Consider the following 21,897-nt stretch of genomic DNA (forward strand, 5'->3'; position numbering starts at 1 on the left):
AGATCCATTGAGGTAAAGTTATCTTTATCCGAAAAAATCTTTTTGCTCTCTTTTTTCTGAACATCAATCAAGTAGAGACTCGAGCCGGTTAGAGCCGCTATCTTAGAAGGGTTTACCACAGCAAAGTCCATTATAGTGTTTTCCTTTCTAAACTCCTCAGGTAACCAGGATGTGAGATCATAAATTGCCCCCCGGTCGTATATTTTTATTGTAGAATATGTGTCTAAAAAATACAAATAATTCCCATATACTTCTATCTGAGTAGGGTTATTCAACCGGCTTTTTGCTTTCCAGGATGTCGTTGAACAAGCAGTTATTGTCACTGTCATTAATAAAGATAAGACAATCAGGATAATTGCCTGTAATTTTTTGGACATTTTTCCCTGCCCCCAAAAAAATTTCTTATCACTAAAAAACCTACTTAATTTTATTTTTACCCAAAAGCAAGAGAGAAGTAAAATAAACGTGATAACTCTCTGCCTTCGGGTATGGGCGGTTGTCCGCCCTGGACGAGGCTTTACTTGGCGGTGGGCTCGTCTCAGGACAAAATGTTTTTTCAATCTTTTTAGCGCTCGTTGTTTCATCTGGTGCACTGCTGGTTGTGACATTTTGAGTTCTGCAGCTATCTCCTGCTCTGTACGTTCCTCCAGGACCGTTACCTTGATGTATGCGTATGCATATCGCCTTCGAGGAGCATAAATGTTCAAAAAACCTGGGGCGAACGAGCGCTCCGTAATGTCTGATATCATCTATTGGGAGTAGCGGCGATCTCACCACCAAAGCCAGGGTCAGTATGCGATAACGGACCGGCTGTTCGTCTCCGTCCACGCCGCCTGGACTTATCTGGCACGCCGTTACGGGCTTGAACAGGTGGCCGTGGTGGAGGCCTTCCCCGGCAAGGAACCGTCGGCCAAGTGGACCGCCGGCGTCGTTGACACCGCCCGCGCCGCAAAAGCGTCCACCGTCCTCGCCGAGCCGCAGTTGAACACCCAAACCGCCCAGGTCATCGCCGCTGAGTTGGGGGGCCGTGTCGTCATCCTGGATCCCCTCGGCTTCAGGTTGCAGCGGAGCCTTCGTTTGCGGTGCAGGGTTTGCGAAACGGTGCGCGAAAACTGATACAAAAAATTTAAGAAGGAGTGTCCCCAGTGGAGTGCCGGAAAGACAAAAATCTCGCCCGTTGTACATGTACCTATGAGCATTGCGACAGAAAGGGACTGTGCTGCGAGTGCGTGGCCTACCACCGCGGCCGCGGCGAGCTGCCCGGCTGTTTCTTCCCGCCGGAAGCCGAGCGCACTTACGACCGCTCGGTCGGCGCCTTCATCCGCGCCCTGCAGCGGGGCGGCCCACGTTCCGTCTAATCCCCCGGGCCCGCGACCGGCGGAGGGAAGCGGCCGCGGCGGGAATGCTCCGCCGGCTCGTTCTTCCCGCCGGAAGCGCTTCGACCGCCGCAGGTCACCCGGCCTCCCGGCCGCGGCACGGCACACGACTGGCAGGGCGTCGGCGGCATGGACGTATGAGTCCCCGGGAGCAGGCTTCCCGGGAGCCGCCCTTTCAGGCACGCGGTCCGAACTGCAGGGCCAATCTGACGGCCTCGGCCGCCGTATCCACCCGCCGCACGGGATCGGGGCCGCCGGACGGGTCGCGGAACTCCCAGGTGCGCAGGCCGATGACCGGCCTGCCCAGCCGTAGCGCCAGGGCGATCTCCGAAAGGGTACCGAACCCGCCGCCGATGGCGATGACGCTCTCCGCGGCCCGGACGATCAGGGCGTTGCGCATCTCCCCCATGCCGGTGGGCAGAGCCAACGACAGGTACGGGTTAGCGTCCTCGACCGTCGCGCCGGAGAGCAGCCCCACGACCAGGCCGCCCTTCTCCCGCGCGCCCCGCGCGACGGCCTCCATCACCCCGCCGTAGCCGCCGCAGACCACCGCGGCGCCAACCTCCGCCAGGAGCCGGCCCACCTCGCCGGCCAGTTCGGCCTCCTCGGGCGTGCAGCGCGACCCGCCAACGACGGCGACTACCGGCCGTCGTTTGCCGTCCATGTGTGTCTTCCCCCTATCGGATGTTCAAGGCTGTCCGCCGTTCGTCCCGGTTTCGCGCGGGCCGCCGCTTTCCCCGCCTTAGCCGGAAAAGACCGCGTCGGCGGCCAGGGTGCCGGAGATGACCACGGCCTCGAAGCCCGAGCCCGGGAAGACCCCGGCCCCGGCCAGGTACAGCCCCGGCACGGGGCTCTTCGCCCCCTGCGAGGAATCCCTTGACCGCATCATTCAGCCACATTTCAGGGAGACCGAAGTCCTCAGCCACCGCCCGTGCTTCGCGGTATATCTCGGTTTTCGGGATAAACACAGCATCAACATCCCGTGTCACGCGCACCGCATCGTAGGCGAGGGCCATCGCCGCACCACCGACAAGGTACATCTCCCCTTGTATCCCTTTCTGAACGAGCCTTTTGCCCAACTCGGTTAAGACCGCGATTATCTCGTCCCTGGTCAAGCCGTTGCTCCTCCCCTAACACCGCATAAAAGCGGTCTTATCCACAAAGATGCCACGCCGCCGAAAGGCCGCCGGGCTTTGCACCAAGGCCATGGCGTGCAGGCTCTTAAACTCCGTTGGGAACCAGAACTGATCGAGAAACCGTTCCGGCTTGCCAACCCATGCGGGAACCGGAAGGCCGTTCGTCACCACCAGGTGCTCAGAAAGCGCGGCCAGGTAAGCATCGAACCTTCGGTCGCCGGTCTTCGGGGGTTCCTCGCGCAGCATCTCCTCCCGGGTTTTTCGGTCGGCGGCGTACCAGTCGTCCAGGAAATCGCCGATGCATACCCAAAAGTCGCGCAGATCGCCGTGCCCCAATTCCTTGATACGCCGTGCGGTCTCCGAAAGTGTGAATGGCTTGTGCTTGCCCATTTTATACCACCGCATTCATTTTACAGCAACTGGGAAGACGGTACAACCATCTTCCCGTCCATGACCGCCTCAGTCACCGAAAATTGACCTCCCCGGGCGGTTATCCCGGGGAACCCTCATGCCGCAAGAGGCACCCGGCCCTCCCACTCACACCTCGAAAGAAGGGGTCGTCTCCCTTCGCTACTCCCGCCGGAAGAACCGGTGGATGGCCTCGGCGGCGGGGCGGGTCATGCCGGGCACGGCGGCCAGCTCGTCCACGCCGGCGCGCCGGATGGCCTCGATGGACGGGAAGGCCTTCAGCAGCGCCCGCCGGCGCTTGGGGCCGATGCCCTCGATCTCATCGAGCAGGGACTTCAGGCTCACGCGGACGTGCTCGGCGCGGTGGTAGGTGACGGCGAAGCGGTGCGCCTCGTCGCGCAGGCGCTGCAGCAGGTACTGCGCCGGGGAGTCCGGCGGGACCGGCAGCGGGTCGGGGCGCCCGGGGGCGAAGAGGAGTTCCTCTTCCTTCGCCAGGCCGAAGACGGGGATGTCCCCGAAGCCCAGGCGGATCATCGCCGCGTGAGCCACGCCGAGCTGGCCCTTCCCGCCGTCGATGAGGACCAGGTCGGGCAGGGGCAGGAACTTCGCCCGGCGCAGGGAGAGTTCCCCGGTGCGCACCAGGGCCTGCTCCTCGGCGGCGCGGGTGAAGCGCCGCGTTACGACTTCCTCCATGGCGGCGAAGTCGTTCGGCCCCTCGACGGTCCGGACCCTGAAACGGCGGTAGGCCGCCGGGTTGGGCCGCCCGTCCTCGAAGACGACCATGGAGGCGACGGTTTCGCGCCCCTGAATGTTGGAGATATCGAAGGCCTCCAGGCGCCCGGGCGGGCCCGGCAATCCCAGGTTCCCGGCCAGGTCGGCCAGGGCTCGCGCGCCGGAACGCTCGGCCGCGAACTGCTCCTGGAGCAGCGCCGCGTTCGCGGCGGCCATTCGTACCAGATCCTTCTTCCGCCCCCGCCGGGGGACGTGCAGGCGCACCCGCCCGCCGCGGCGCGCCGAGAGCCAGACCTCGACGGCCGCGGCGTCCTCGGCCGGTGCCACCGGCAGCAGGATCTCGGGCGGGACGAAGGCCGCGTCGCCGTAGTACTGCTTGATGAAGGCGGCCAGGACCTCGGCGTCGTCCCGGTCGGCGATGCCGCGCACGGTGAGGTGCCCCTGGCGCAGGAGCTTGCCCCCGCGGATCTCCAGGACGACCACCTCGCCCCGGTTGCCGTCCCGCGCCAGGGCGACGGCGTCCTGGTCCTCGAGGCGGGTGGAGACGATGTTCTGGCGGGCGACGACCGTCTCGATGGCCCGCAACTGGTCGCGGATCTCGGCGGCGCGCTCGAACTGCAACTCCTCGGCCGCTCTCTGCATCTCGGCCGCCAGTTTCCTGGCCAGGTCCTCGTGCCGCCCCTCGAGAAATATCAGGACCTCGCGGACCATGGCCGCGTAGCGCTCCGGGTCGACATCCCCGGTGCAGGGCCCCAGGCAGCGGCCGATGTGGTAGTTCAGGCAGGGGCGGCGGTTCTTGAACCGGGTCTGGGTGCAGGAGCGGAAGGGGAAAAGCTTTTTCAGGAGCCGCAGCGTCTCGTTGACCGCGCCGGCGCTCGGGTAGGGGCCGAAATAGCGGGCGCCGTCCTTGACCTGGCGCCGGGTAATGAAGACGCGCGGGTATTCCTCGTTGACGGTGACCTTGATGAAGGGGTAGCTCTTGTCGTCCTTGAGGATGACGTTGTAGCGCGGGCGGTGCTCCTTGATGAGGTTGGACTCGAGGATCAGGGCCTCGATCTCGCTGGCGGTGACGATGAAGTCCAGTTCGGCGGCGCGGGCCAGCATGGCCTGCACCTTGTCCGGCTGGGCGCCCGTGAAATAGGAGCGCACCCGCGCCCGCAGCGAGACGGCCTTCCCGACGTAGAGGACCGTCCCCTCCGCGTCGCGGAAAAGGTAGACCCCTGGCTGCTCCGGGAGACTGGCGGCCTTCTCGGCGAGCGACGGCTTCTCGATGGCTTCAGGTCCCTCCATGGCGTTTTCTCTCCCTGCGCCCATTATACCCGAAGAACGGACGGCACTGCGCAAGGCATTGACCGCTCCGGATCCCGGTGTACAACCCTTTGGCCGCCCGGGTCGAGGCGCCGGCTTTCCAATGGAAGCAGCGCGTGGTAGAATGAAGAACAAGACACCTGAAAGCCTGTCGACTCCGCGAATGGGGGCCCGGGACAGTGGTGCGCCTGTCACGCAGGTTGAACAAGATCGATATCGACTCGTATCTGCCGGCGCTTAAGCGCTTCTTCGCCGAACGGGAGGACGTTCTGGCCGTCTACCTGTACGGCTCCTACGGCACTCCCGACCAGACCCCGCTCAGCGACGTCGACCTGGGCATCCTTCTGCGCCCGGGTGTCACCGACAGGTTCAGAAGCTTCCTGGACCTTCAAGCCGCAGTCAGCGACATCACCCACGAAGAAGACGTCAATGTCATCATCCTCAACGACCTCCCGGCGCTGATGCAGTTCAATATCATCTCCACGGGGCGCCTCATCCACGAGCGGGACCCGGAGGCGGTCAGCGATTTCCTGGAGCAGGTCTGCAAACTCTACGGGGACTACATCACGGACTACCGCGCGTTCTGCGCGGAGTACGACGCGGCCCTCCGGGAGGCCTACCGCCATGGTCAACAGGGATAAGCTCAGGGACAAGATCTCCTATATTGAAGAATGCCTGAGAGACCTGACCGGACTCTCTGCAATACCCCGGGAGCGCTTTATCTCTGACCGCATCTCCTACCACGCCGCCGTCCGCATCCTGCAGACCGCCATCGAGGCCATGATCGACGCCGCCAACCACATTGTCGCACGGGAGAGACTGGGGACGCCGAAGTCCTACGCCGAAGCCTTCAAGCTTCTCGCCAAGGCCGGGGTTATCCCCCGCGACTTCCTGCCGACCGTCGAGAAAATGGTCCGGTTCCGCAACCAGGCGGTGCACCTGTACGAGGACATCGATCCCGCGGCCGTCCACGACATCCTGCGGCACCACCTGACCGACTTCCGCGAGTTCATCGGGCAAATCGTCCGGCGTTACTTCTAGGAGCGGGTGACAGCACTGCGGAAGGCATTGACCGCTCCGGCATCATGGTTCTTCCCAGTAAACACTCACCCATTCGGGATAGTAATTGCCATAATAGCCGTGTCCACCGGTCAGGCCGCGTATTAATTCTGTCTCCCGGCCGCCGGCAAAGGGTTTTGTATACAGCGAACCGCTGTCATAACGGTTCAACCGCAGGTAAAGAAGGTTTTGCCCGTCCGGGGAGACCTTCGGCGCATAATCGGCGGTATCCGCCGGGCCGCTGGTAAGGCTTTTCACATCTCCGGTGTCCGTCCTTTGCCAGATCCGCTGTCCGGGCACCAGCACACCCCCCTTAAAACCGTCCCACCACACGTTTTCTTTGCCGCGGCAGAACAGCAAGTGATACGGTTCGGCGGGCGACCAGACCGGCTGGGTATCCACCTGCCCGGCGCTCCCGCAATCGGTGATGCTGCCGGACCGCATATCCGCCAGGTAAAGGCGCTTGTCCACCGTGGCATCACGGCCATACCCGTCCATATAAGCCAGCCGGGAGCTGTCGGGAGACCAGGCCAGCCACTGAGGGTATTTCAGTCCTGCACCCAACTCGAGAGGGCGGCCGGGTCGTTGAACGTCCAGCACCCTGATGTCCACACCGTCCGCGGCCAGAGAAGGTGAGCCAGGCTCCAGGTAATATGCGAGATAACGCCCATCCGGTGACCACCGGAAGCCGGTGGCGGACCGGGTATAAAAGTACTCTCCCGGTGGGTAGGGTTCACCATCCGTCAACAGGTTTGTGATTTTCCCCCCCAAGGTGATCTGGTCTATCAGTAGCGGCCGCTCCCGAGTCCGGGGCAAAGAAACGGCTATGCTCTGCCCGTCAGGTGCCCAGGCAAAATGGCCAACACCGCTTTTGTCCGGCAGAAGCTCGGAGACCGTTACTCTTCCGTTGTCCTCAAGGGAGGCTATTTTCAGATTACCGTCCCGGGCATAATCACCCCCGGACCCCTGAGTACTGAAGGCGATAATATTTGCCTTGGGCGACCAGCCCGGCACCCTGCCGTCCAGCGTGTCCCATACCGGTCTCGGGTCAACCCGGAAAGCACCCGTTCCATCGGCTTTTACCACCCAAAGGTAGGGTTTGGCGCTGTAGATGTCCTGCGAGTCATAATGAAGATACGCCAACCACCGTCCATCGGGAGACCAGCCGACTATTTCCACAGCCCCATCCGCGGTTACCTGCACCGGCGCCGAACCGGCCCGACCGCCGTCCACCAGCCATAAACGACCGTTATTGGTTAAAGCCACCCTGGCCGGGAAGGAAGAATTGTACACCCTTTCCGGTTTCTCGGGCGGGGCGGAGATGATGCGTACAGTTTGCGTTACAAGGTCATAGTCAACACCTGCGCCCAGGGCTTCGGCCAAGAACCTCGCGGGCGCTACAAGTCTGTTATTGACAACCTGCGCCGGGAGATCCAGGAGGATACGCTCACCGTTTCTCAAAACTTCTCGGCTGCCGGTGACCAGTTTTATGGTATTCCCCTCTTTAATAATGGTTACCGTCTCACCGGCAGGGTCCCAGTGCACCTGGGCCCGAAGGGCCTCTGCCAGGCTGCGTACAGGCACCAGTATATGGCCCTCCCGGCAGATCGCCGCTTCAAGATCCATTGTTTTGCCGTCGACAGTCGTCACTGTTGCCGTCCAGCCGGCAAAGGCAGGAGCGGCCGGGAAAAGACATAATGCCAGGAGAAGTATTGTACTCCTGGCCGCGCGCCAGAGCGCCAACCCCTTCCAAAAAAGGCTCCAGGCCACCAGCACCGCCAGGAGCCATGGATTGAATGGTGGCACCCACGCCGTCTGCACCCACATCATCCCCCCTGATTAAGACGTGCCAAGAAGATTCTACCCAAGCCCAAGCCGGCCTTCATCCTCCTCGGGTGCCGCCAGCCGGAGATCACGAAGCCGGGCCGGGCGGGCCTTTTCAGTCCGAGGCGGCGGCCTGCCTCTCGGCCTCTTCGGCGCCGCCGTCCAGCAGGCCCTTGTGTCCGATGACCTCCAGTATGCTCAGCAGGGAGATCAGCCAGGCCAGGGTGGACTCGGCCCCCTGGTTCGGGTTTACTCCCTGGGGCATGAGCCCGTCGCAGCAGCCCCCGGTGGTAAAGTCATAGAGGGGCAGGTTCAGGTCGTTGGCGCCCAGGAACCAGTTCAGGGCGCGCAGCGCCTCGCGCATCCACTGGTTGTCGCCTGTGGCGCGGAAGGCCTCCAGGCAGGCCCCGACGAGGGCCATGGCGTCCACCGGCTGCTGGTCGAAGCGCGCCCGGGTGCCGCCGCGGACGCACCAGCCGGCGTTGCCGACCGGGGAGAGGTGCCCCTCCGGCGCCGTCTGCAGCCGCAGAAGCCAGCGCAGGCTGGCCAGGCCGTCCTCCAGCATGGCCCGCTCCCCCTGCCGGCGGCCGGCCAGGATCAGGGCGCGGGACAGGGTGGCGTTGTCGTAGGTGACCCGGTCCTCGAACCAGAGCCAGTCGCGCCGGGTGTAGGCCCTGAACTGGTCGTGCAGCCGCCGCGCCAGCATCCGGGCGGCGCGCCTGGCGCGGGCGTCGCCGGAGTAGACCTCGAGGTAGGCGTGGAGCCCGATGAGGGTGAAGGCCCAGGCGCGCGGCGCCGTCAGGTCGCTCACGGCCGCCAGGGCGTCGTTGAAGAGCCGCGTCGCCAGGGCGCGCAGCGCCTCGCCCGGCGCATCCCGCACGGTAACCCCGAGCGCCCACATGGCGCGGCCGTGGGCGTCTTCGCTGCCGACCTCCTCGAGCCAGCGGCGGTCGTACGACATGAAGTTGCGGAAGCGCCCCCGCTCGCGGTTGAAGGCGTGCAGCAGGAACGAGAGGTACTTCTGCGCCAGCGGGACGGTACTCTTGTGGCGGTAAACGGCGTGGTACAGGTCGGCCGCGATCAGGGCGCGGGCGTTGTCGTCGACGCAGTATCCATGCTCCCGATCGGGCACCGTGTAGGCGCAGTGCTGCAGCATCCCCGTGTCGTCGGTCATGGCCAGCATATGCTTGAGGTCGGGCGGGGGCAGCTTGTCCAGGACCTTGGCCGGCGAGTCCTCGCGCGCCGCGGGCCGGGGCCTGCTCCGTCGCCGCTGGAGCACCCGGTCGAACAACTCGTGGTAGCGGCGCGCCACCTCGCACCAGATCATCCGGCGGCCGTACTGGTAGGCGCGCTTGCGCATGGCGTTGCACTCGTGCTCGTTTTCCAGCAGGTCGTTGATCTCCCGCGCCATGGCCCGGGGGTCGTCGAAGGGCACCAGCCGGCCGCGCCCGTCGGCCAGCAGTTCCTCGGCGTGCCAGTAGGGCATGGAGATGACAGCCTTCCCCGCTCCCACGGCGTAGGAGAGGGTGCCGGAGGTGATCTGCGCCGGCGACCTGTAGGGCGTGACAAAGATGTCGGCGGCCAGAAGGTAGCGGAGAAGCTCGTCGTCGTCCACGTATTTATTATCAAAACGGACGTGAGCGTCGAGACCCAGCCGGTTGACCAGCTGGTGAAGGCTGTTCCGGTAGGCGTCGCCCGTAGCCCGCAGGACGTGGGGGTGCGTGGCGCCGAGGATGATGTAGATGACGTCCGGATGCTCGGCGATGACCTCCGGCAGGGCCTTGATCACGACCTCGAATCCTTTGCCGGGATGCATCAGGCCGAAGGAGAGAATCACCTTCCGCCCCTCGACCCCCAGGGTGTCCTTGTAGAACACGGGGTCGACAAAAGCGACGTCCGGAATGCCGTGCGGGATAAAGACCACCTGCTCCTCGGGCAGGCCGTAGACCTCGTGCAGGATCCGCTTCCCCCGCTGGCTCATGGCGACAACGGTTTCGGAGCAGCGGGCGAGGTCCAGGAGGATGGCCCGCTGGTGGGGGGAAGGCTCGGTGAGAATGGTGTGCAGCGTGGTGACCACCGGCACGCGCACGTTGTCCAGGAGGTGCAGGAGGTGGGCGCCGCACCTGCCGCCGAAGATACCGTACTCGTGCTGCACCGCCAGCAGGTCCACCTGGCAGACATTGAGGAAGTCGGCCGCCCGCAGGTAGTCCGGTACGCTGCCCTCCCTGATGTGAAACTTGACCCGCTGGGGATAGGAATAGCCGCCGTCGGTGTCGTCCATGGCCAGAACACCCACCTCGCAGGCCCCGGGCCTCGTGGCCTCGAGCGCGTCAGCCAGGTCTTCCGTGAACGTGGCGATGCCGCACTTGCGCGGCGGGTAGGTGCCCAACAGCGCCACCTGCCGCCCGTTACCGCTCCTCGAACATCCGTTCATGGTCAGCATCCCTCCCTTCGTGGTCTTATCGCCGTTGGTGTCCCCCGCTAAAAAAGCCACTTTTTGACGTCGTTAATGTTCACCGTGGCGATGCCCGAGGCCCAATCCGACATGGCGTAGGGCAGAATAAGGTGCTCCCCGTGCAGCACGGCCCCGCAGCTGTACACGACGTTGGGAACGTAGCCCTCGCGCTCGTACTCGTTGGGGGCCAGGATGGGCCGCGGCAGGCGCCCGATGAGCTTCGCCGGGTTCTCCAGGTCCAAGACGTCGATCCCCAGGTAGTATTTCCGCATCGGGCCCACCCCGTGGGTGATCACCAGCCATCCGAATTCGGTCTCGATCGGGGCACCGCAGTTGCCGATCTGCACGAATTCCCAGGGGTTCTCGGGGCCGCGGATCAGATGGGCGTCGCCCCAACAGAAGGGGCTGTCGGAGAAGGCGACGTAGTTGCACTCGTTGTCGATGCGCGACAGCAGGGCGTACTTGCCGTTGATGCGGCGGGGGAAGAGGACCACCCCTTTGTTCTGCACGGCGTTGCCGGTCAGCGTCCAGGACTTGAAGACGCGGAAGTCCCTGGTTTCCAGCACCTTCGACACACCGGCGTGGCCGTTGTAGCCGGTGTAGGTGCCGTAGTAGGTCGCCTCCCCGTCATCGTCGACGAAGCGCACCCAGCGCACGTCCTCAATGCCATGGTTCTCGTTCTCCACGACCGGCATGAGGATACGGCTGGAATAGCGCGTCTCGCGCCCGAACTTGGCGACGTAGGCCGTCTCGCTCATCCACCGGACGGCGATGTCGATCTCGGTCCCAAGCCTCCTGGGGAGAACGCGCCGGGCATCGGTCTTGATCAGCAGTTCCTCCAGGTCGGACGGCGTGAACTCCAGGGGCAGCCTTTCCACTATCTCCGCCAGGGCCTTGCTGTAAGCGCTGCGCTTCTCCAGGTAGGCCCGAAAGATGTCCCGGCGGAATTTTTGTGCGGGCAGCCGCTCGGGCAGCACCAGGAAATCGCAGATCGGCCGCGTCTTAACGTCGAGTTCCTCGTCGATGACGCAGGAGCGGAACTCCAGCGAGGAGATGTGCCCCTCGCCGATGCTCCGGAAAGACAGGAGATACCGTGTCTCCCCCTTGCGCAGGTTCTTCTGGTCCGGGTGCAGCACCATCGAGGGGTTGGCGATGCCTACCGCCTGCACGGAGTACTCGGCGGTGAAGTAGGCCCCGATGAGCAGCTTGCGGTTCTCCGAGGGCTCGGCGCCCGCTGGGACACAGTGCCTGACGCCCTCGTAGTGTTTCAGGAGGATGTCCTCCAACCGCTGGTGACGGTAGGCGAATTCCTCCATCACGTCACCCAGCATGGAGGGTACTTCTTCCTCGGGAACGGACATTATCCGCCGGATGATCCGGGCGGCGCGTCCGCTGCCGGGCGTGAAGAACCGGGCGATCACCCGCGAGCTGTCGGCGGACCGGATCTCGGCGATCCTCTGGACCGGGATGCAGGGCTCGTCAAGACGCAAGTCGCTCAGCCACCTTTGCTTTGGATTGGCGTTAGTTAGGGTTATGACTCTTCGACCAACCTTAGAATCTCTGCGACCTTCTCCCGGACCAGTTCCGCGTCGCCCCTGGCCTCGACGTTGAGCCTCAGCACCGGCTCGGTATTGGACATGCGCAGGTTGAAGCGCCACTCGGCGAAGTCCAGGCCGATGCCGTCGGTCTCGTCGACGCGCCGGGCACGGAACTCGTAGTACGCGCGGACGCGGGCCAGGGCCGCCGCCGGGTCGCGCACGACGCGGTTGATCTCACCGCTTATGGGGTAGCGCCGCTTGCGCTCTTCCACCAGTTCCGAGAGCTTTTTTCCCGTCTCGCTCATCAACTGGAGAACCAGGAGCCAGGGGACCATCCCGCTGTCGCAGTAGGCGAAGTCGCGGAAGTAGTGATGCGCCGACATCTCGCCCCCGTATGCGGCGTCCTCGGCGCGCATGCGTTCCTTGATGAAGGCGTGCCCCGTCTTGCTCTGGACGGGTATCCCGCCCGCCTCGCGTACGATTTCGACGGTGTTCCAGGTCAGGCGGGGGTCGTGGATGATCCTGGCCCCCGGGTGACGCTTGAGCATCTGCTGCGCCAGCAGGCCGACGATGTAGTAGCCCTCGACGAAGCCGCCGTTCTCGTCGAAGAGGAAGCAGCGGTCGAAGTCGCCGTCCCAGGCGATGCCGAGGTCGGCGCCCTTCCGCCGCACGGCCTCGGCCGTGGCCGCGCGGTTCTCCGGCAGCAGGGGGTTCGGCACCCCGTTGGGGAAGCGGCCGTCGGGCTCGAAGTAAAGCTTGCGAAACGTAAAGGGCAGGCGCTTTTCCAGCAAGTCGATCACCGGCCCGGCGCAGCCGTTGCCGGCGTTGCAGACCACCGTGAAGGGCTTCAGGCGGGCCGTGTCCACGTAGCGCAACAGGTGGGCAACGTAGCGCTCGCTGGTGTCCACCCGCCGGACCGTCCCGGGAGTGACCCCCGCGGCCCGTCCCGCGTCCCCGGCCTCGGCCAGGGCCTGAATCTCCCGCAGGCCGGAGTCGCCGCTGATCGGCCGCGCCTCCTCGCGCACCAGCTTCATCCCGTTGTAATCCGCGGGGTTGTGGCTGGCGGTGACCATAATTCCCCCGTCGACCCCCAGGTCAAAGGTGGCGAAGTAGACCTGCTCCGTCCCGCACAGGCCGATGTCCAGGACGTCCACCCCACTCGAGGTCAGCCCCCGGCTCAGGGCGGCGCCGAGGGCGGGGCCGGTCAGACGCACATCACGCCCGACCACCACCGCCCGCGGCCGCAGGAAGGCGGCGTAGGCCCGTCCGATGCGGAAGGCGATCTCCTCGTTCAGTTCTTCGGGCACCCGGCCCCGGATGTCGTAGGCCTTGAAGCAGGTAAGGGCGCCCGGGCGCTCGTCAACCGTCTTATCCAGTCGCCCTTCCTCCCTTCTTACAGATTCTCCACCAGTTTCTTTATCTCTTCGGCCCGGCGGCGGGACGCGATCAGCGTTTTGCGGCCGGCGCGGACGACGATCAGGTCCTCGACGCCGACCAGGGCCACCAGCTCCTCCGGGTCCTCGGCATAGACCAGGTTGCCGCGCGCGTCCAGGGCGCGCACCCGGCCGCGGGCGGCGTTGCCCTCCCCGTCCTTCGCCAGGAAGGCCTCCAGGGCCGGCCATCCCCCGACGTCGCTCCAGGAAAAGGGCGCGGCGATGACCCGCACGTCGGCCGCTTTCTCCATCACCCCGTAGTCGACGGAGACGGCCGGAACGGCGGCGAAAACCCGGCGCATTTCTCCCGCCCACCGGGGCGTGCCGTCATGGCGCGCCAGTTCCCTGAAATACAGGTAGTGATGCGGCAGATGCCTCTCGATCTCGGCGCCGATCGCCTCCGCCGTCCAGACAAAGATCCCGCTGTTCCAGAGGAAAGTGCCCTTCCGGAGATAGGCGCGTGCCGTTTCGTAGTCCGGCTTTTCCTTGAAACGCACCAGGCGGAAGTGAGCCAGGCCGTCGTCCTCGCCCACCTTTTCCCCCAGTTCCAGGTAGCCGTACCCCGTGGCGGGGTAGTCGGGCTTGATCCCGAACGTATACAGCGCCCCGGAAGCGACCGCCCCGCGCGCCGCGGACAGGACGGCCCTCTGGAAGGCCCCCGCCGGTTCAATGACGTGGTCCGCGGGCAGGACAGCCATCACCGGGTTGCCGAACCGGCGGCGGCACAGGGCGGCGGCGAGGGCCACCGCGGCCGCCGTGTCCCGCCGCATGGGCTCGCCGATGACGTTTTCCACCGGGACCACCGGCAAATGCTCGCGCGCCAGGGATACGAACCGCGCCCCGGTCAGGACCAGCGTGCGATCCGGCGGCACCAGGGTGGCGATCCGCCGGTAGGTGGCCTGCAGCAGCGACTCCTCACCGAAGAGGGAGAGGAACTGCTTCGGCTTTTCGCGGGTGGAAAGCGGCCAGAAGCGGGTCCCGGCGCCACCGGCGATGATCACCGCCACCAGGTTTTCCGATCCGCACTGCGTCACTGTTGCTGCATCCCTCCTTGCGCGTTCTAGGGCAGCGGGAGACGGCCGTGGTTCAGGCACAACTCGACCAGCTCCGCGACGCGGGCCGTCCCCACGCACATCACGGTGTCCGCCCCGCCCCAGTAAAGCTTCAGCGTGCCGTCGTCCTCCGGGACGGCGCCGCAGGTGAAGACGACATTGTGCACGTACCCGGTAATCTCCCAGGGGTCCTCGGGCTGCAGAATCCAGTCGTCGGCCACGCCCAGCACGCGGGAAGGGTCGTCCAGGGCGTGCAGGGCGACGCCGAGCCGGTAGACGCTGCCGTCCATGGTCGGGAAGACGCCATGGAAGATGTTCAGCCACCCCCGGTCGGTCCTGACCGGCGGAGCCCCCGGCCCGATCTTCATCTCGTCCCAGTGGTAGGGCGCCGGCTTGATCACCACCCGGGAATCCCCCCAGTGCACCAGGTCCGGGGAGTAGGAGATCCAGATGGACCACGGCGCGATGTGGGTGTGGGGCCTGTCAAGCCGGGCGTACCGCCCCCCGAAGCGCTCGGGGAAAATGACCACGTTGCGCTGATCGGCCTCGGTGATCAGCGCCACGCGCTCCACCCGCGCGAAGTCCCGCGTGCGGGCCAGCCCGATGCGCACCCCGTGCCGCGAGTAGGCGCTGTAGGTCAGCAGGTACTCGTCCTCGCAGGGGCAGATGCGCAGGTCCTCGACGCCGAACTCCTCGTAGACGGCGAAGACCCCGGTTTCAGCGGGAGTCATGAAGGGCTCGGGACGCACGCGGAAGCGGAAGCCGTCCTCGCTCTCGGCCAGGCCGATGATCGACCGGCCGTTTTGCCGGTGGGCGCGGAAGAGCATGATGTAGCGCCCCCCGTGTTTCACCACCCCGGCGTTGTGCACCGTGGCCACCGGGTAGGGCACGTCGTCCCTCGTCAGGATGGGGTTTTTCGGGTAACGGGTCACGATCGCCTCGCGCATTTCACGCCCCCTTTACTGTTTACTGCGCCGTCGCCGTCGCCCCGCCGGCTTCGCCCCGCCCGGCGCGTTCCAGGACCCGCCGGTAGACCCGCAGGTAGTCGTCCACCATGCGGTCGGCGGTGAAGCGCTCCTCCACCAGGGCGCGGCAGCGGGCGCGGTCGATCTCCCCCGCCCGCGCCACCGCCTCGACGGCCTCGTCCACGCCGTCCGCCAGGAAGCCGGTCTCCCCGTGCCGGATGATTTCCGGCATGCTCCCGCGGTTGAAGGCGACCACCGGGGTGCCGCAGGCCATGGCCTCGACCACCGAGAGCCCGAAGGGCTCGGCGAAGTTGATCGGGTGCAGGAGAGCCAGCGCCCCGCCCAGCAGGGTGTCACGCTCGGCCGGTCCCACGCTGCCGACGTATGTCACCCGGTCACCGTCCAGGTGCGGCTCGACTTCCCGCGCGAAATACTCCCGGTCCTGGATGATGCCGGCCATAATCAGCCGGCGCCCGGCGCGGCGGGCGATCTCGACGGCCTCCCGCGCCCCCTTGTCGTGGTGCATACGGCCGAAGAAGAGCAGGTAGTCCGCGGCCCGGGGGCGGAAGGTGAAGTTCTCGACGTCGATGCCGTGGTGGACAGTGGCGATGTACTGCAGTTCCGGGGAGCGGTCGGCGTCGCTGATGGAGACGTAGTAGGCCCGCCCGTCATACTTCTTGTAAACGGGCAGGATCCGCGGCGACGAGAAGCCGTGGATGGTGGTGAGCACCGGCGTCTCGACCAGCCCGCTGTAGGTCAGGGGCAGGAAGTCGAAGTGGTTGTGGATCAGGTCGAACTCCCCGGCGGACTCGAAGACCTCGGCAATGTGCAGGCACTCCCAGACCTTGGGGTGAACCGCAGGGTCTTCCTCGTATCCCGCCGGGCACACCGCCCGCAGCCGGCCCTTGGTCAGGGAGTCGGCCGTGGCGAAGAGCGTGACGTCGACGCCCCTGGCGACCAGCCCCTCGGTCAGCAGGGAGACCACCCGCTCCCATGGTCCGTAGTGGCGGGGCGGCGTCCTCCAGGCGATCGGGGAAAGCATGGCCACGCGCATCCATTATCACCTCCCGTCGGAACCCGCTGCGCAGGGTTGCCTGAGGCCGGAGACGGTCCCCGCAGGGACCTGATCGTCATCCGCGCTGGAATGGCAGCTTCACAAGAACGGCGGGATTGCAAAAAGGATACTGGGCACCGCCCCTACCGCATATTAAAATTATACCATGGCCCATAAATCCAGGTGTAGGCTCCGTTCCCGGCAGCCTTCAACGAGCGTCGGCAGGGCCCGATATGTCTGCCGCACCCGATACCGGCCACAAGGAAGGGCCTTGGGCACAACAACTCCGTAAGGGTGGTACAATGTCCCGCACGCTGGTCAATTATCTGGTGGTTTGTCTTCTATTCCTGGACGGCCTGGGGCTGGCGGTTTCGGGGTTTGTCCGGTGGCTGATCCTGCCCGGGGGCGGAGGCGGGCGGGGCGGGAGACACGCCGCGGGGGCGGTCTTCGTTTTCTCCCGTCACACGTGGGAGGACATCCACATTTGGCTGGCCGTGATCTTCATGGGCCTGGCGGCGGTGCACATCGCCCTGCACTGGCGGTGGATCCTGCAGGTGACCGCACGGCTGTTCAGCGGCAGACAGTGCTGACGGAAGGCGCAGGGGAAACCTCGAGCCTGCAGAAGAAAACAGAAAAGGGGACCGTGCCCAACGAGGCAGGTCCCCTTTTACCTGGCTCTCCTTCGGCGCTCCGCGGGACCGCCCGCGAAACCTTCGCCCCGGCGACCGCGGACCCCGCAGCACTGACGAAAGCTACCTCCGTCAATGGCCGGCCTGAAGACCGGCCTGCCTCAGAATGCTCTTCACCGTTTCGGGGTCCAGGTCCTTGCGAGGGTGTATTGTCTACACGTGTCTATCCTCTTCCGATGCGCCGCTGCCCCTTTACCGCCCCGCGGCGGCGCGGGCCGGCGGGGACCCGAGGAGCTTCGCCAGGAAGCGCCCGGTGTGGGACTCCGGCACGCCGGCCACCTCTTCGGGAGTGCCGGCGGCGACGACCCGGCCGCCGCGCTCCCCGCCCTCGGGGCCGAGGTCGATGATCCAGTCGGCGGTCTTGACGACGTCGAGGTTGTGCTCGATGACGACCACGGTGTTGCCGGCCTCGACCAGGCGGTGCAGGACGTCCAGGAGGCGGGCGACGTCGGCGAAGTGCAGGCCGGTGGTCGGCTCGTCCAGGATGTAGAGGGTGCGGCCGGTGGCCCGCCGCGATAGTTCGGCGGCCAGCTTGACCCGCTGCGCCTCGCCCCCGGAGAGGGTGGTCGCCGGCTGGCCGAGCCGGATGTAGCCCAGGCCCACGTCCTGCACCGTCTTCAGACGGCGGTAGATCTTCGGTATCGGGGCGAAGAACTCGACGGCCTCGTCGACGGTCATGTCCAGGACGTCGGCGATGCTCTTCCCCTTGTACTTGACCTCCAGCGTCTCGCGGTTGTAGCGGCGGCCCTTGCAGACCTCGCAGGGGATGTAGACGTCGGGCAGGAAGTGCATCTCGATCTTGATGATCCCGTCCCCCTGGCAGGCCTCGCAGCGCCCGCCGCGCACGTTGAAGGAGAAGCGCCCCGGCTTGTAGCCGCGCACCCGCGCTTCCGGGGTGCGGGAGAAGAGTTCCCGGATGTCGGTGAAGACCCCGGTGTAGGTCGCCGGGTTGGAGCGCGGCGTGCGGCCGATGGGCGACTGGTCGATGTTGATGACCTTGTCCAGGTGTTCGAGGCCGCGCATGGCGTCGTGCTCCCCCGGGTGGGCGCGCGCGCCGTGCAGTTCCCGGGCCAGGGCCGAGTACAGGGTCTCGTTGACCAGGGTGCTCTTGCCGGAGCCGGAGACGCCGGCAACGCAGACGAACAGTCCGAGAGGGATGGCCACGTCGATCGACTTCAGGTTGTGCGCCCGCGCCCCGAGGATTTCGACCCACCGTTCCCCGGTCGGGCGGCGGGCTTCCGGCACCGGGATGGAGAGGCGGCCCGAGAGGTACTTGCCGGTCAGGGATTCGGGGTGGCGCTCGATGACCTCCACCGGACCGGCGGCCACCACCCGGCCGCCATGCACGCCGGCGCCCGGGCCGATATCGATGATCCAGTCGGCGGCGCGCATGGTCTCCTCGTCATGCTCGACGACGATCAGGGTGTTGCCCAGGTCGCGCAGGCGCTTCAAGGTGTCGAGCAGCCGGGCGTTGTCCCGCGGGTGCAGGCCGATCGAGGGCTCATCCAGGACGTAGAGGACGCCCATCAGCCCGGAGCCGATCTGCGTCGCCAGGCGGATGCGCTGCGCCTCGCCGCCGGAGAGGGTCCCCGCCGCGCGGTCCAGGGTCAGGTAGTCGAGCCCGACGTCCACCAGGAAGCCCAGGCGGGCCCTGATCTCCTTGAGCACGCGCCGCCCGATGAGGGCCTCGCGCTCGGTCAGGTCGAGGCCGTCGCAGAAGGACAGCGCCTCCCGGATGGTCAGGGCGGCCACCCCGGCGATCGAGCGCCCGCCGACCTTGACGGCCAGGGCCTCGGGCTTGAGGCGCGTGCCCTGGCAGTCCGGGCAGGGCCTGGTCCGCATGAGCTGCTCGATCTCCTCCCGCACGTGGTCGGAGGTGCTCTCCTTGAAGCGGCGGGTCAGGTAGGGGATCACGCCCTCGAAGGCCGCGCGGTACTCCCGCTTGACGCCCCGCGTGCTGCGGTAGACGAAGCGGACCTTCTCCCCCCGCGTGCCGTAGAGGATGGTCTCCAGGTGTTCCGGGGCCAGCCTGGCGACCGGGGCCATCAGGTCGAAGCCGTAGTGGGCGGCCAGCCCCTCCAGGAGGTGGTAGTAGCTGGACCACCAGGACCAGCCGGCCACCGCGCCCTCGTAGAGGGACTTGCGGTGATCGGGCACGACGAGGTCGGGGTCGATCTCCATCCGCACGCCGAGGCCGGTGCAGGTCGGGCAGGCCCCGAAGGGGCTGTTGAAGGAGAAGAGGCGCGGGGCGATCTCGCTGAAGGAGAAGCCGCAGTCCACGCAGGCGAAGTTCTGGCTCAAGACCTGCTCCTCCCCGCGGTCGGGCAGGTCGATGACGACCAGGCCGCCGGCCAGCTTGGCCGCCGTCTCCAGGGAGTCCGCCAGGCGGCTCGTGATCCCGGGCCGCACCACCAGGCGGTCCACGACGATCTCAATGTTGTGCTTCCTGTTCTTGTCGAGGCGGATGTCCTCGGCGGCCTCCCGCAGCTCCCCGTCGACGCGCAGGCGGACGAAGCCCCCGCGGCGCGCCTCCTCGAGGACGCGCCCGTGCTCGCCCTTCTTCCCGCGCACGACCGGGGCCAGGACCTGCAGCCGGGTGCCTTCGGGCAGGGCCATGATCTGGTCGACCATCTGCTCGATGGCCTGCCCGGCGATCGGGTGCCCGCAGTGGGGGCAGTGCGGCCGGCCGATACGGGCGAACAGGAGGCGCAGGTAGTCGTAGATCTCGGTCACCGTGCCGACGGTGGAGCGGGGGTTGTGCGAACGGGCCTTCTGGTCGATGGAGATGGCCGGGGAGAGCCCCTCGATGTAGTCGACGTCGGGCTTGTTCATCTGGCCCAGGAACTGGCGGGCGTAGGCCGACAGCGACTCCACGTAGCGGCGCTGGCCCTCGGCGTAGATGGTATCGAAGGCCAGGGACGACTTCCCGGAACCCGACAGCCCCGTCAGGACCACGAGCCGGTCGCGGGGAATCTCGACGTCGATGTTCTTCAGGTTGTGGACGCGCGCGCCCTTGACGACGATCTTGTCGAGCATTCAGTTATCGTCTTCTCTCCAGTAATCCTGATACCGCTCCCAGATTTCCGGCCTTTCCAGATCGCTTGCCAACCCGCGAACGATCGGATCGAGGTACCGCCGGTCTAAGCGGGATCCGATACGCTTGATTATTCCCCGTACATCTTGCTGATCTTGGCTGCGCTCAGAGATAATCTTATGAATGATAAGGTCTTCAGGACTGCAAATCTTTATTTCAACGCCATGTATCTTGCGGGCAACCGCCCGCTTTATGGCCATCTCTTCATAGGGCAGTTGGCCGAAAATAAAATCGATACGGAACCCTTCGGGGGCTTTAGCAGGTAAGACCCTGGTTTCCCTGACAAACCCCGGCGGGTCTTCAACCAGCAGTTCAAACTCGGCGGTCATAGATTGAAGCAGCCGGGGAATGTCGTCCTCGGCCACCCAAACCGTAAGGTCAACGTCAACCGTCGCCCGCGATATACCCCATACCAGGTTGGCCACACCGCCGATGACCATATAAGGGACGGCGTGCCTGTCAAGAAATCGCGCCACCCTGACCAGCGTACCCTCAAATCCGGTCACGGCAAACTCTCACTTTCCCGAGCTTCTCACGCATCATACGGATACCGGAAACACCGGAGCGGCTGACACACTCGTTTTCTCTGTGAAGACCGAGCCACAGATCCATCATTTCGCCCACCCGGCGCAAACGGACACCGATGTCGCCGTTGTCCGGAAGCGCCGTCCTTTCCCAGGCGGCGAACCTTTCCCATTGCCGTCGGCGCTCCAGCCATTGTGCCTTGTGTATTCTCACCCTTTCGTTCACCTCGAAATTTGGCTTTTTTATTCCATTATAACCTATCCCGCGCCTTTCGCTTGCCCCGCCCCGGTCACCGGGCGCCGGACGGTCGTCGGTCGTCGGTCGTCGGGAGGGGACTGCCGCGGAGCTTAAGCCGCAGCTTGAGAAGGGCGTCCCGGATCTCGGTGGCGCGTGCGAAACGGCGCAGGACAGGAATAACAAAATGTTATCTTAACTATGAAGGAAGGTAATAATAGGTCGTCGAACGTTATGATACGATTTTCGACACCTAAAACCGTAAGGGGAGGCCTTCTCGCCATGATCCCGAAGATCTCCAAGGACAAGACCGTGTTGGAGATTCTCAAAAATTACCCGGAGGCGCGCACGGTGTTCGATCGTTACAGCAAACAATACGGCGGTTGCATCACCTGCACGGCGTTGTTCAGCACCATCCAAGAGCTGGCCGTGATCCGGGGCATTCCTCTGGATCAGATACTCACCGATCTGAACGAGGCCGTCGCCGGTCTCTGAGAGCGAACCGCCGCCCGGCCGCGACGAGGGTTGCTCCCGGCCCCCGGAGGGGGTCGGGCCGTTGTATGCGGGCGATGCCTGTGGTATCTACCGGCTCAACCATCTGGCCGGGTAGTGATCACCATGACCCGGCGCGACAATCGCCCCGCGGTTTTGTTTGGATAACGCGGCGTCCAAACCAAGGGCGACCTCCTTGAGGGCCTGCATTTCCCGGCGGAAAAGGAGGGAGTCGGTGTTCGTGCTCGTCATCATAAACTTCGGCAGATTAAGGAACTCCCGCTCCTCCGGACGCAGGCTCTCCACAAGTAACAGGTAATCGCCCGTGAAAACAAGCCCCGCCCCGGTACCGACAAAGAAAACCTGACCGGGGACGTGGCCGCCCGCGCTTTCCAACACCTGAAAAGTCTCGCCGCCTACCGTGAAGGCGTCGATGACCCGGAAACCGCCCAGGAGACCGCGTTCGCCCGTGTCGTACGCCGACCAGTCGTCCGGTGCGCGGTACCTCGTAAAGGTGTTTACC

General features: G+C 65.2%; 21 protein-coding genes. 6 read left to right on the forward strand and 15 right to left on the reverse strand.

The genetic code is table 11. The annotated features are described in order from the left end of the window. Positions 1-584: hypothetical protein (locus tag QMC81_09465; protein ID MDI6907690.1), on the reverse strand; the 584-nt coding region annotated here is incomplete at its 3' end. Between the two features lie 226 nt (positions 585-810). On the opposite strand from QMC81_09465, the gene QMC81_09470 reads away from it, so the two are divergent. After that, positions 811-1,116: a zinc ABC transporter substrate-binding protein gene (locus QMC81_09470; GenBank protein ID MDI6907691.1), complete on the forward strand. Its 306-nt coding sequence runs from the start codon at positions 811-813 to the stop codon at positions 1,114-1,116. Positions 1,117-1,145: 29 nt separating this feature from the next. Next, on the forward strand, positions 1,146-1,358 hold the full coding sequence (locus QMC81_09475; GenBank protein MDI6907692.1) for a DUF6485 family protein: 213 nt from the start codon (positions 1,146-1,148) through the stop codon (positions 1,356-1,358). 193 nt (positions 1,359-1,551) lie between these two features. Here QMC81_09475 and QMC81_09480 read toward each other — a convergent pair whose 3' ends face one another. The 3 genes from QMC81_09480 to uvrC form a co-directional block, all read right to left on the reverse strand. Next, the gene (locus QMC81_09480) at positions 1,552-2,040 is read right to left on the reverse strand and encodes a TIGR00725 family protein (protein ID MDI6907693.1); all 489 of its coding nucleotides are present in this window, start codon (positions 2,038-2,040) and stop codon (positions 1,552-1,554) included. Positions 2,041-2,506: 466 nt separating this feature from the next. Then, positions 2,507-2,902: a hypothetical protein gene (locus QMC81_09485; GenBank protein MDI6907694.1), complete on the reverse strand. Its 396-nt coding sequence runs from the start codon at positions 2,900-2,902 to the stop codon at positions 2,507-2,509. A gap of 180 nt (positions 2,903-3,082) precedes the next feature. Further along, positions 3,083-4,942: an excinuclease ABC subunit UvrC gene (gene uvrC, locus QMC81_09490; GenBank protein MDI6907695.1), complete on the reverse strand. Its 1,860-nt coding sequence runs from the start codon at positions 4,940-4,942 to the stop codon at positions 3,083-3,085. Positions 4,943-5,139: 197 nt separating this feature from the next. On the opposite strand from uvrC, the gene QMC81_09495 reads away from it, so the two are divergent. Continuing rightward, positions 5,140-5,601, forward strand: coding sequence for a nucleotidyltransferase domain-containing protein (locus tag QMC81_09495; protein MDI6907696.1), 462 nt, complete (start codon positions 5,140-5,142; stop codon positions 5,599-5,601). Further along, positions 5,585-6,001, forward strand: coding sequence for a DUF86 domain-containing protein (locus tag QMC81_09500; protein ID MDI6907697.1), 417 nt, complete (start codon positions 5,585-5,587; stop codon positions 5,999-6,001). The genes QMC81_09495 and QMC81_09500 overlap by 17 nt, the downstream gene beginning before the upstream one ends. A gap of 42 nt (positions 6,002-6,043) precedes the next feature. On the opposite strand, the gene QMC81_09505 is transcribed toward QMC81_09500, so the two are convergent. From QMC81_09505 to QMC81_09535, 7 genes are all read right to left on the reverse strand, one after another. Then, entirely contained in the window at positions 6,044-7,645 is a 1,602-nt protein-coding gene (locus tag QMC81_09505; GenBank protein ID MDI6907698.1) for a stalk domain-containing protein, read from the reverse strand. A gap of 313 nt (positions 7,646-7,958) precedes the next feature. After that, on the reverse strand, positions 7,959-10,277 hold the full coding sequence (locus tag QMC81_09510; GenBank protein ID MDI6907699.1) for a glycosyltransferase family 4 protein: 2,319 nt from the start codon (positions 10,275-10,277) through the stop codon (positions 7,959-7,961). Between the two features lie 47 nt (positions 10,278-10,324). Further along, complete coding sequence (locus tag QMC81_09515) at positions 10,325-11,788, reverse strand: glycoside hydrolase family 130 protein (protein MDI6907700.1); 1,464 nt, start codon at positions 11,786-11,788, stop codon at positions 10,325-10,327. A 41-nt stretch (positions 11,789-11,829) separates the two neighbouring features. Continuing rightward, complete coding sequence (locus QMC81_09520; GenBank protein ID MDI6907701.1) at positions 11,830-13,212, reverse strand: phosphomannomutase CpsG; 1,383 nt, start codon at positions 13,210-13,212, stop codon at positions 11,830-11,832. 17 nt (positions 13,213-13,229) lie between these two features. After that, positions 13,230-14,303, reverse strand: coding sequence for a sugar phosphate nucleotidyltransferase (locus QMC81_09525; GenBank protein ID MDI6907702.1), 1,074 nt, complete (start codon positions 14,301-14,303; stop codon positions 13,230-13,232). Positions 14,304-14,329: 26 nt separating this feature from the next. After that, complete coding sequence (locus QMC81_09530; protein MDI6907703.1) at positions 14,330-15,268, reverse strand: glycoside hydrolase family 130 protein; 939 nt, start codon at positions 15,266-15,268, stop codon at positions 14,330-14,332. Between the two features lie 19 nt (positions 15,269-15,287). Beyond that, entirely contained in the window at positions 15,288-16,340 is a 1,053-nt protein-coding gene (locus QMC81_09535; protein ID MDI6907704.1) for a glycosyltransferase family 4 protein, read from the reverse strand. 302 nt (positions 16,341-16,642) lie between these two features. Between QMC81_09535 and QMC81_09540 the strand changes: the two genes are divergently transcribed. Beyond that, positions 16,643-16,930, forward strand: coding sequence for a DUF4405 domain-containing protein (locus QMC81_09540; GenBank protein MDI6907705.1), 288 nt, complete (start codon positions 16,643-16,645; stop codon positions 16,928-16,930). A gap of 291 nt (positions 16,931-17,221) precedes the next feature. Here QMC81_09540 and uvrA read toward each other — a convergent pair whose 3' ends face one another. Genes uvrA through QMC81_09555 form a run of 3 tightly spaced genes read right to left on the reverse strand, consistent with a single transcriptional unit; the run spans position 17,222 to position 20,861 of the window. After that, positions 17,222-20,065, reverse strand: coding sequence for an excinuclease ABC subunit UvrA (gene uvrA, locus QMC81_09545; GenBank protein MDI6907706.1), 2,844 nt, complete (start codon positions 20,063-20,065; stop codon positions 17,222-17,224). Beyond that, positions 20,066-20,629: a nucleotidyl transferase AbiEii/AbiGii toxin family protein gene (locus tag QMC81_09550; GenBank protein MDI6907707.1), complete on the reverse strand. Its 564-nt coding sequence runs from the start codon at positions 20,627-20,629 to the stop codon at positions 20,066-20,068. Then, positions 20,616-20,861, reverse strand: coding sequence for a hypothetical protein (locus tag QMC81_09555; GenBank protein MDI6907708.1), 246 nt, complete (start codon positions 20,859-20,861; stop codon positions 20,616-20,618). The genes QMC81_09550 and QMC81_09555 overlap by 14 nt, the downstream gene beginning before the upstream one ends. A 303-nt stretch (positions 20,862-21,164) precedes the next feature. On the opposite strand from QMC81_09555, the gene QMC81_09560 reads away from it, so the two are divergent. Next, a complete protein-coding gene (locus tag QMC81_09560) occupies positions 21,165-21,377 on the forward strand; it encodes a hypothetical protein (protein MDI6907709.1) in 213 nt (70 codons plus the stop codon). An 87-nt stretch (positions 21,378-21,464) separates the two neighbouring features. Here the strand turns inward: QMC81_09560 and QMC81_09565 are convergent. Continuing rightward, positions 21,465-21,897: hypothetical protein (locus QMC81_09565; protein ID MDI6907710.1), on the reverse strand; the 433-nt coding region annotated here is incomplete at its 5' end.

This window comes from Thermoanaerobacterales bacterium (assembly GCA_030019475.1).
Lineage (GTDB): Bacteria > Bacillota > Desulfotomaculia > Desulfotomaculales > JASEER01 > JASEER01.

Coding starts and splice junctions, on each gene's coding strand:
- QMC81_09530 (MDI6907703.1), bottom strand. CDS start 15,268: ATGCGCGAGGCGATCGTGACCCGTTACCCGAAAAACCCCATCCTGACG.
- QMC81_09485 (MDI6907694.1), bottom strand. CDS start 2,902: ATGGGCAAGCACAAGCCATTCACACTTTCGGAGACCGCACGGCGTATC.
- QMC81_09480 (MDI6907693.1), bottom strand. CDS start 2,040: ATGGACGGCAAACGACGGCCGGTAGTCGCCGTCGTTGGCGGGTCGCGC.
- QMC81_09560 (MDI6907709.1), top strand. CDS start 21,165: ATGATCCCGAAGATCTCCAAGGACAAGACCGTGTTGGAGATTCTCAAA.
- QMC81_09510 (MDI6907699.1), bottom strand. CDS start 10,277: ATGAACGGATGTTCGAGGAGCGGTAACGGGCGGCAGGTGGCGCTGTTG.
- uvrC (MDI6907695.1), bottom strand. CDS start 4,942: ATGGAGGGACCTGAAGCCATCGAGAAGCCGTCGCTCGCCGAGAAGGCC.
- QMC81_09540 (MDI6907705.1), top strand. CDS start 16,643: ATGTCCCGCACGCTGGTCAATTATCTGGTGGTTTGTCTTCTATTCCTG.
- QMC81_09505 (MDI6907698.1), bottom strand. CDS start 7,645: ATGGATCTTGAAGCGGCGATCTGCCGGGAGGGCCATATACTGGTGCCT.
- QMC81_09535 (MDI6907704.1), bottom strand. CDS start 16,340: ATGCGCGTGGCCATGCTTTCCCCGATCGCCTGGAGGACGCCGCCCCGC.
- QMC81_09500 (MDI6907697.1), top strand. CDS start 5,585: ATGGTCAACAGGGATAAGCTCAGGGACAAGATCTCCTATATTGAAGAA.
- uvrA (MDI6907706.1), bottom strand. CDS start 20,065: ATGCTCGACAAGATCGTCGTCAAGGGCGCGCGCGTCCACAACCTGAAG.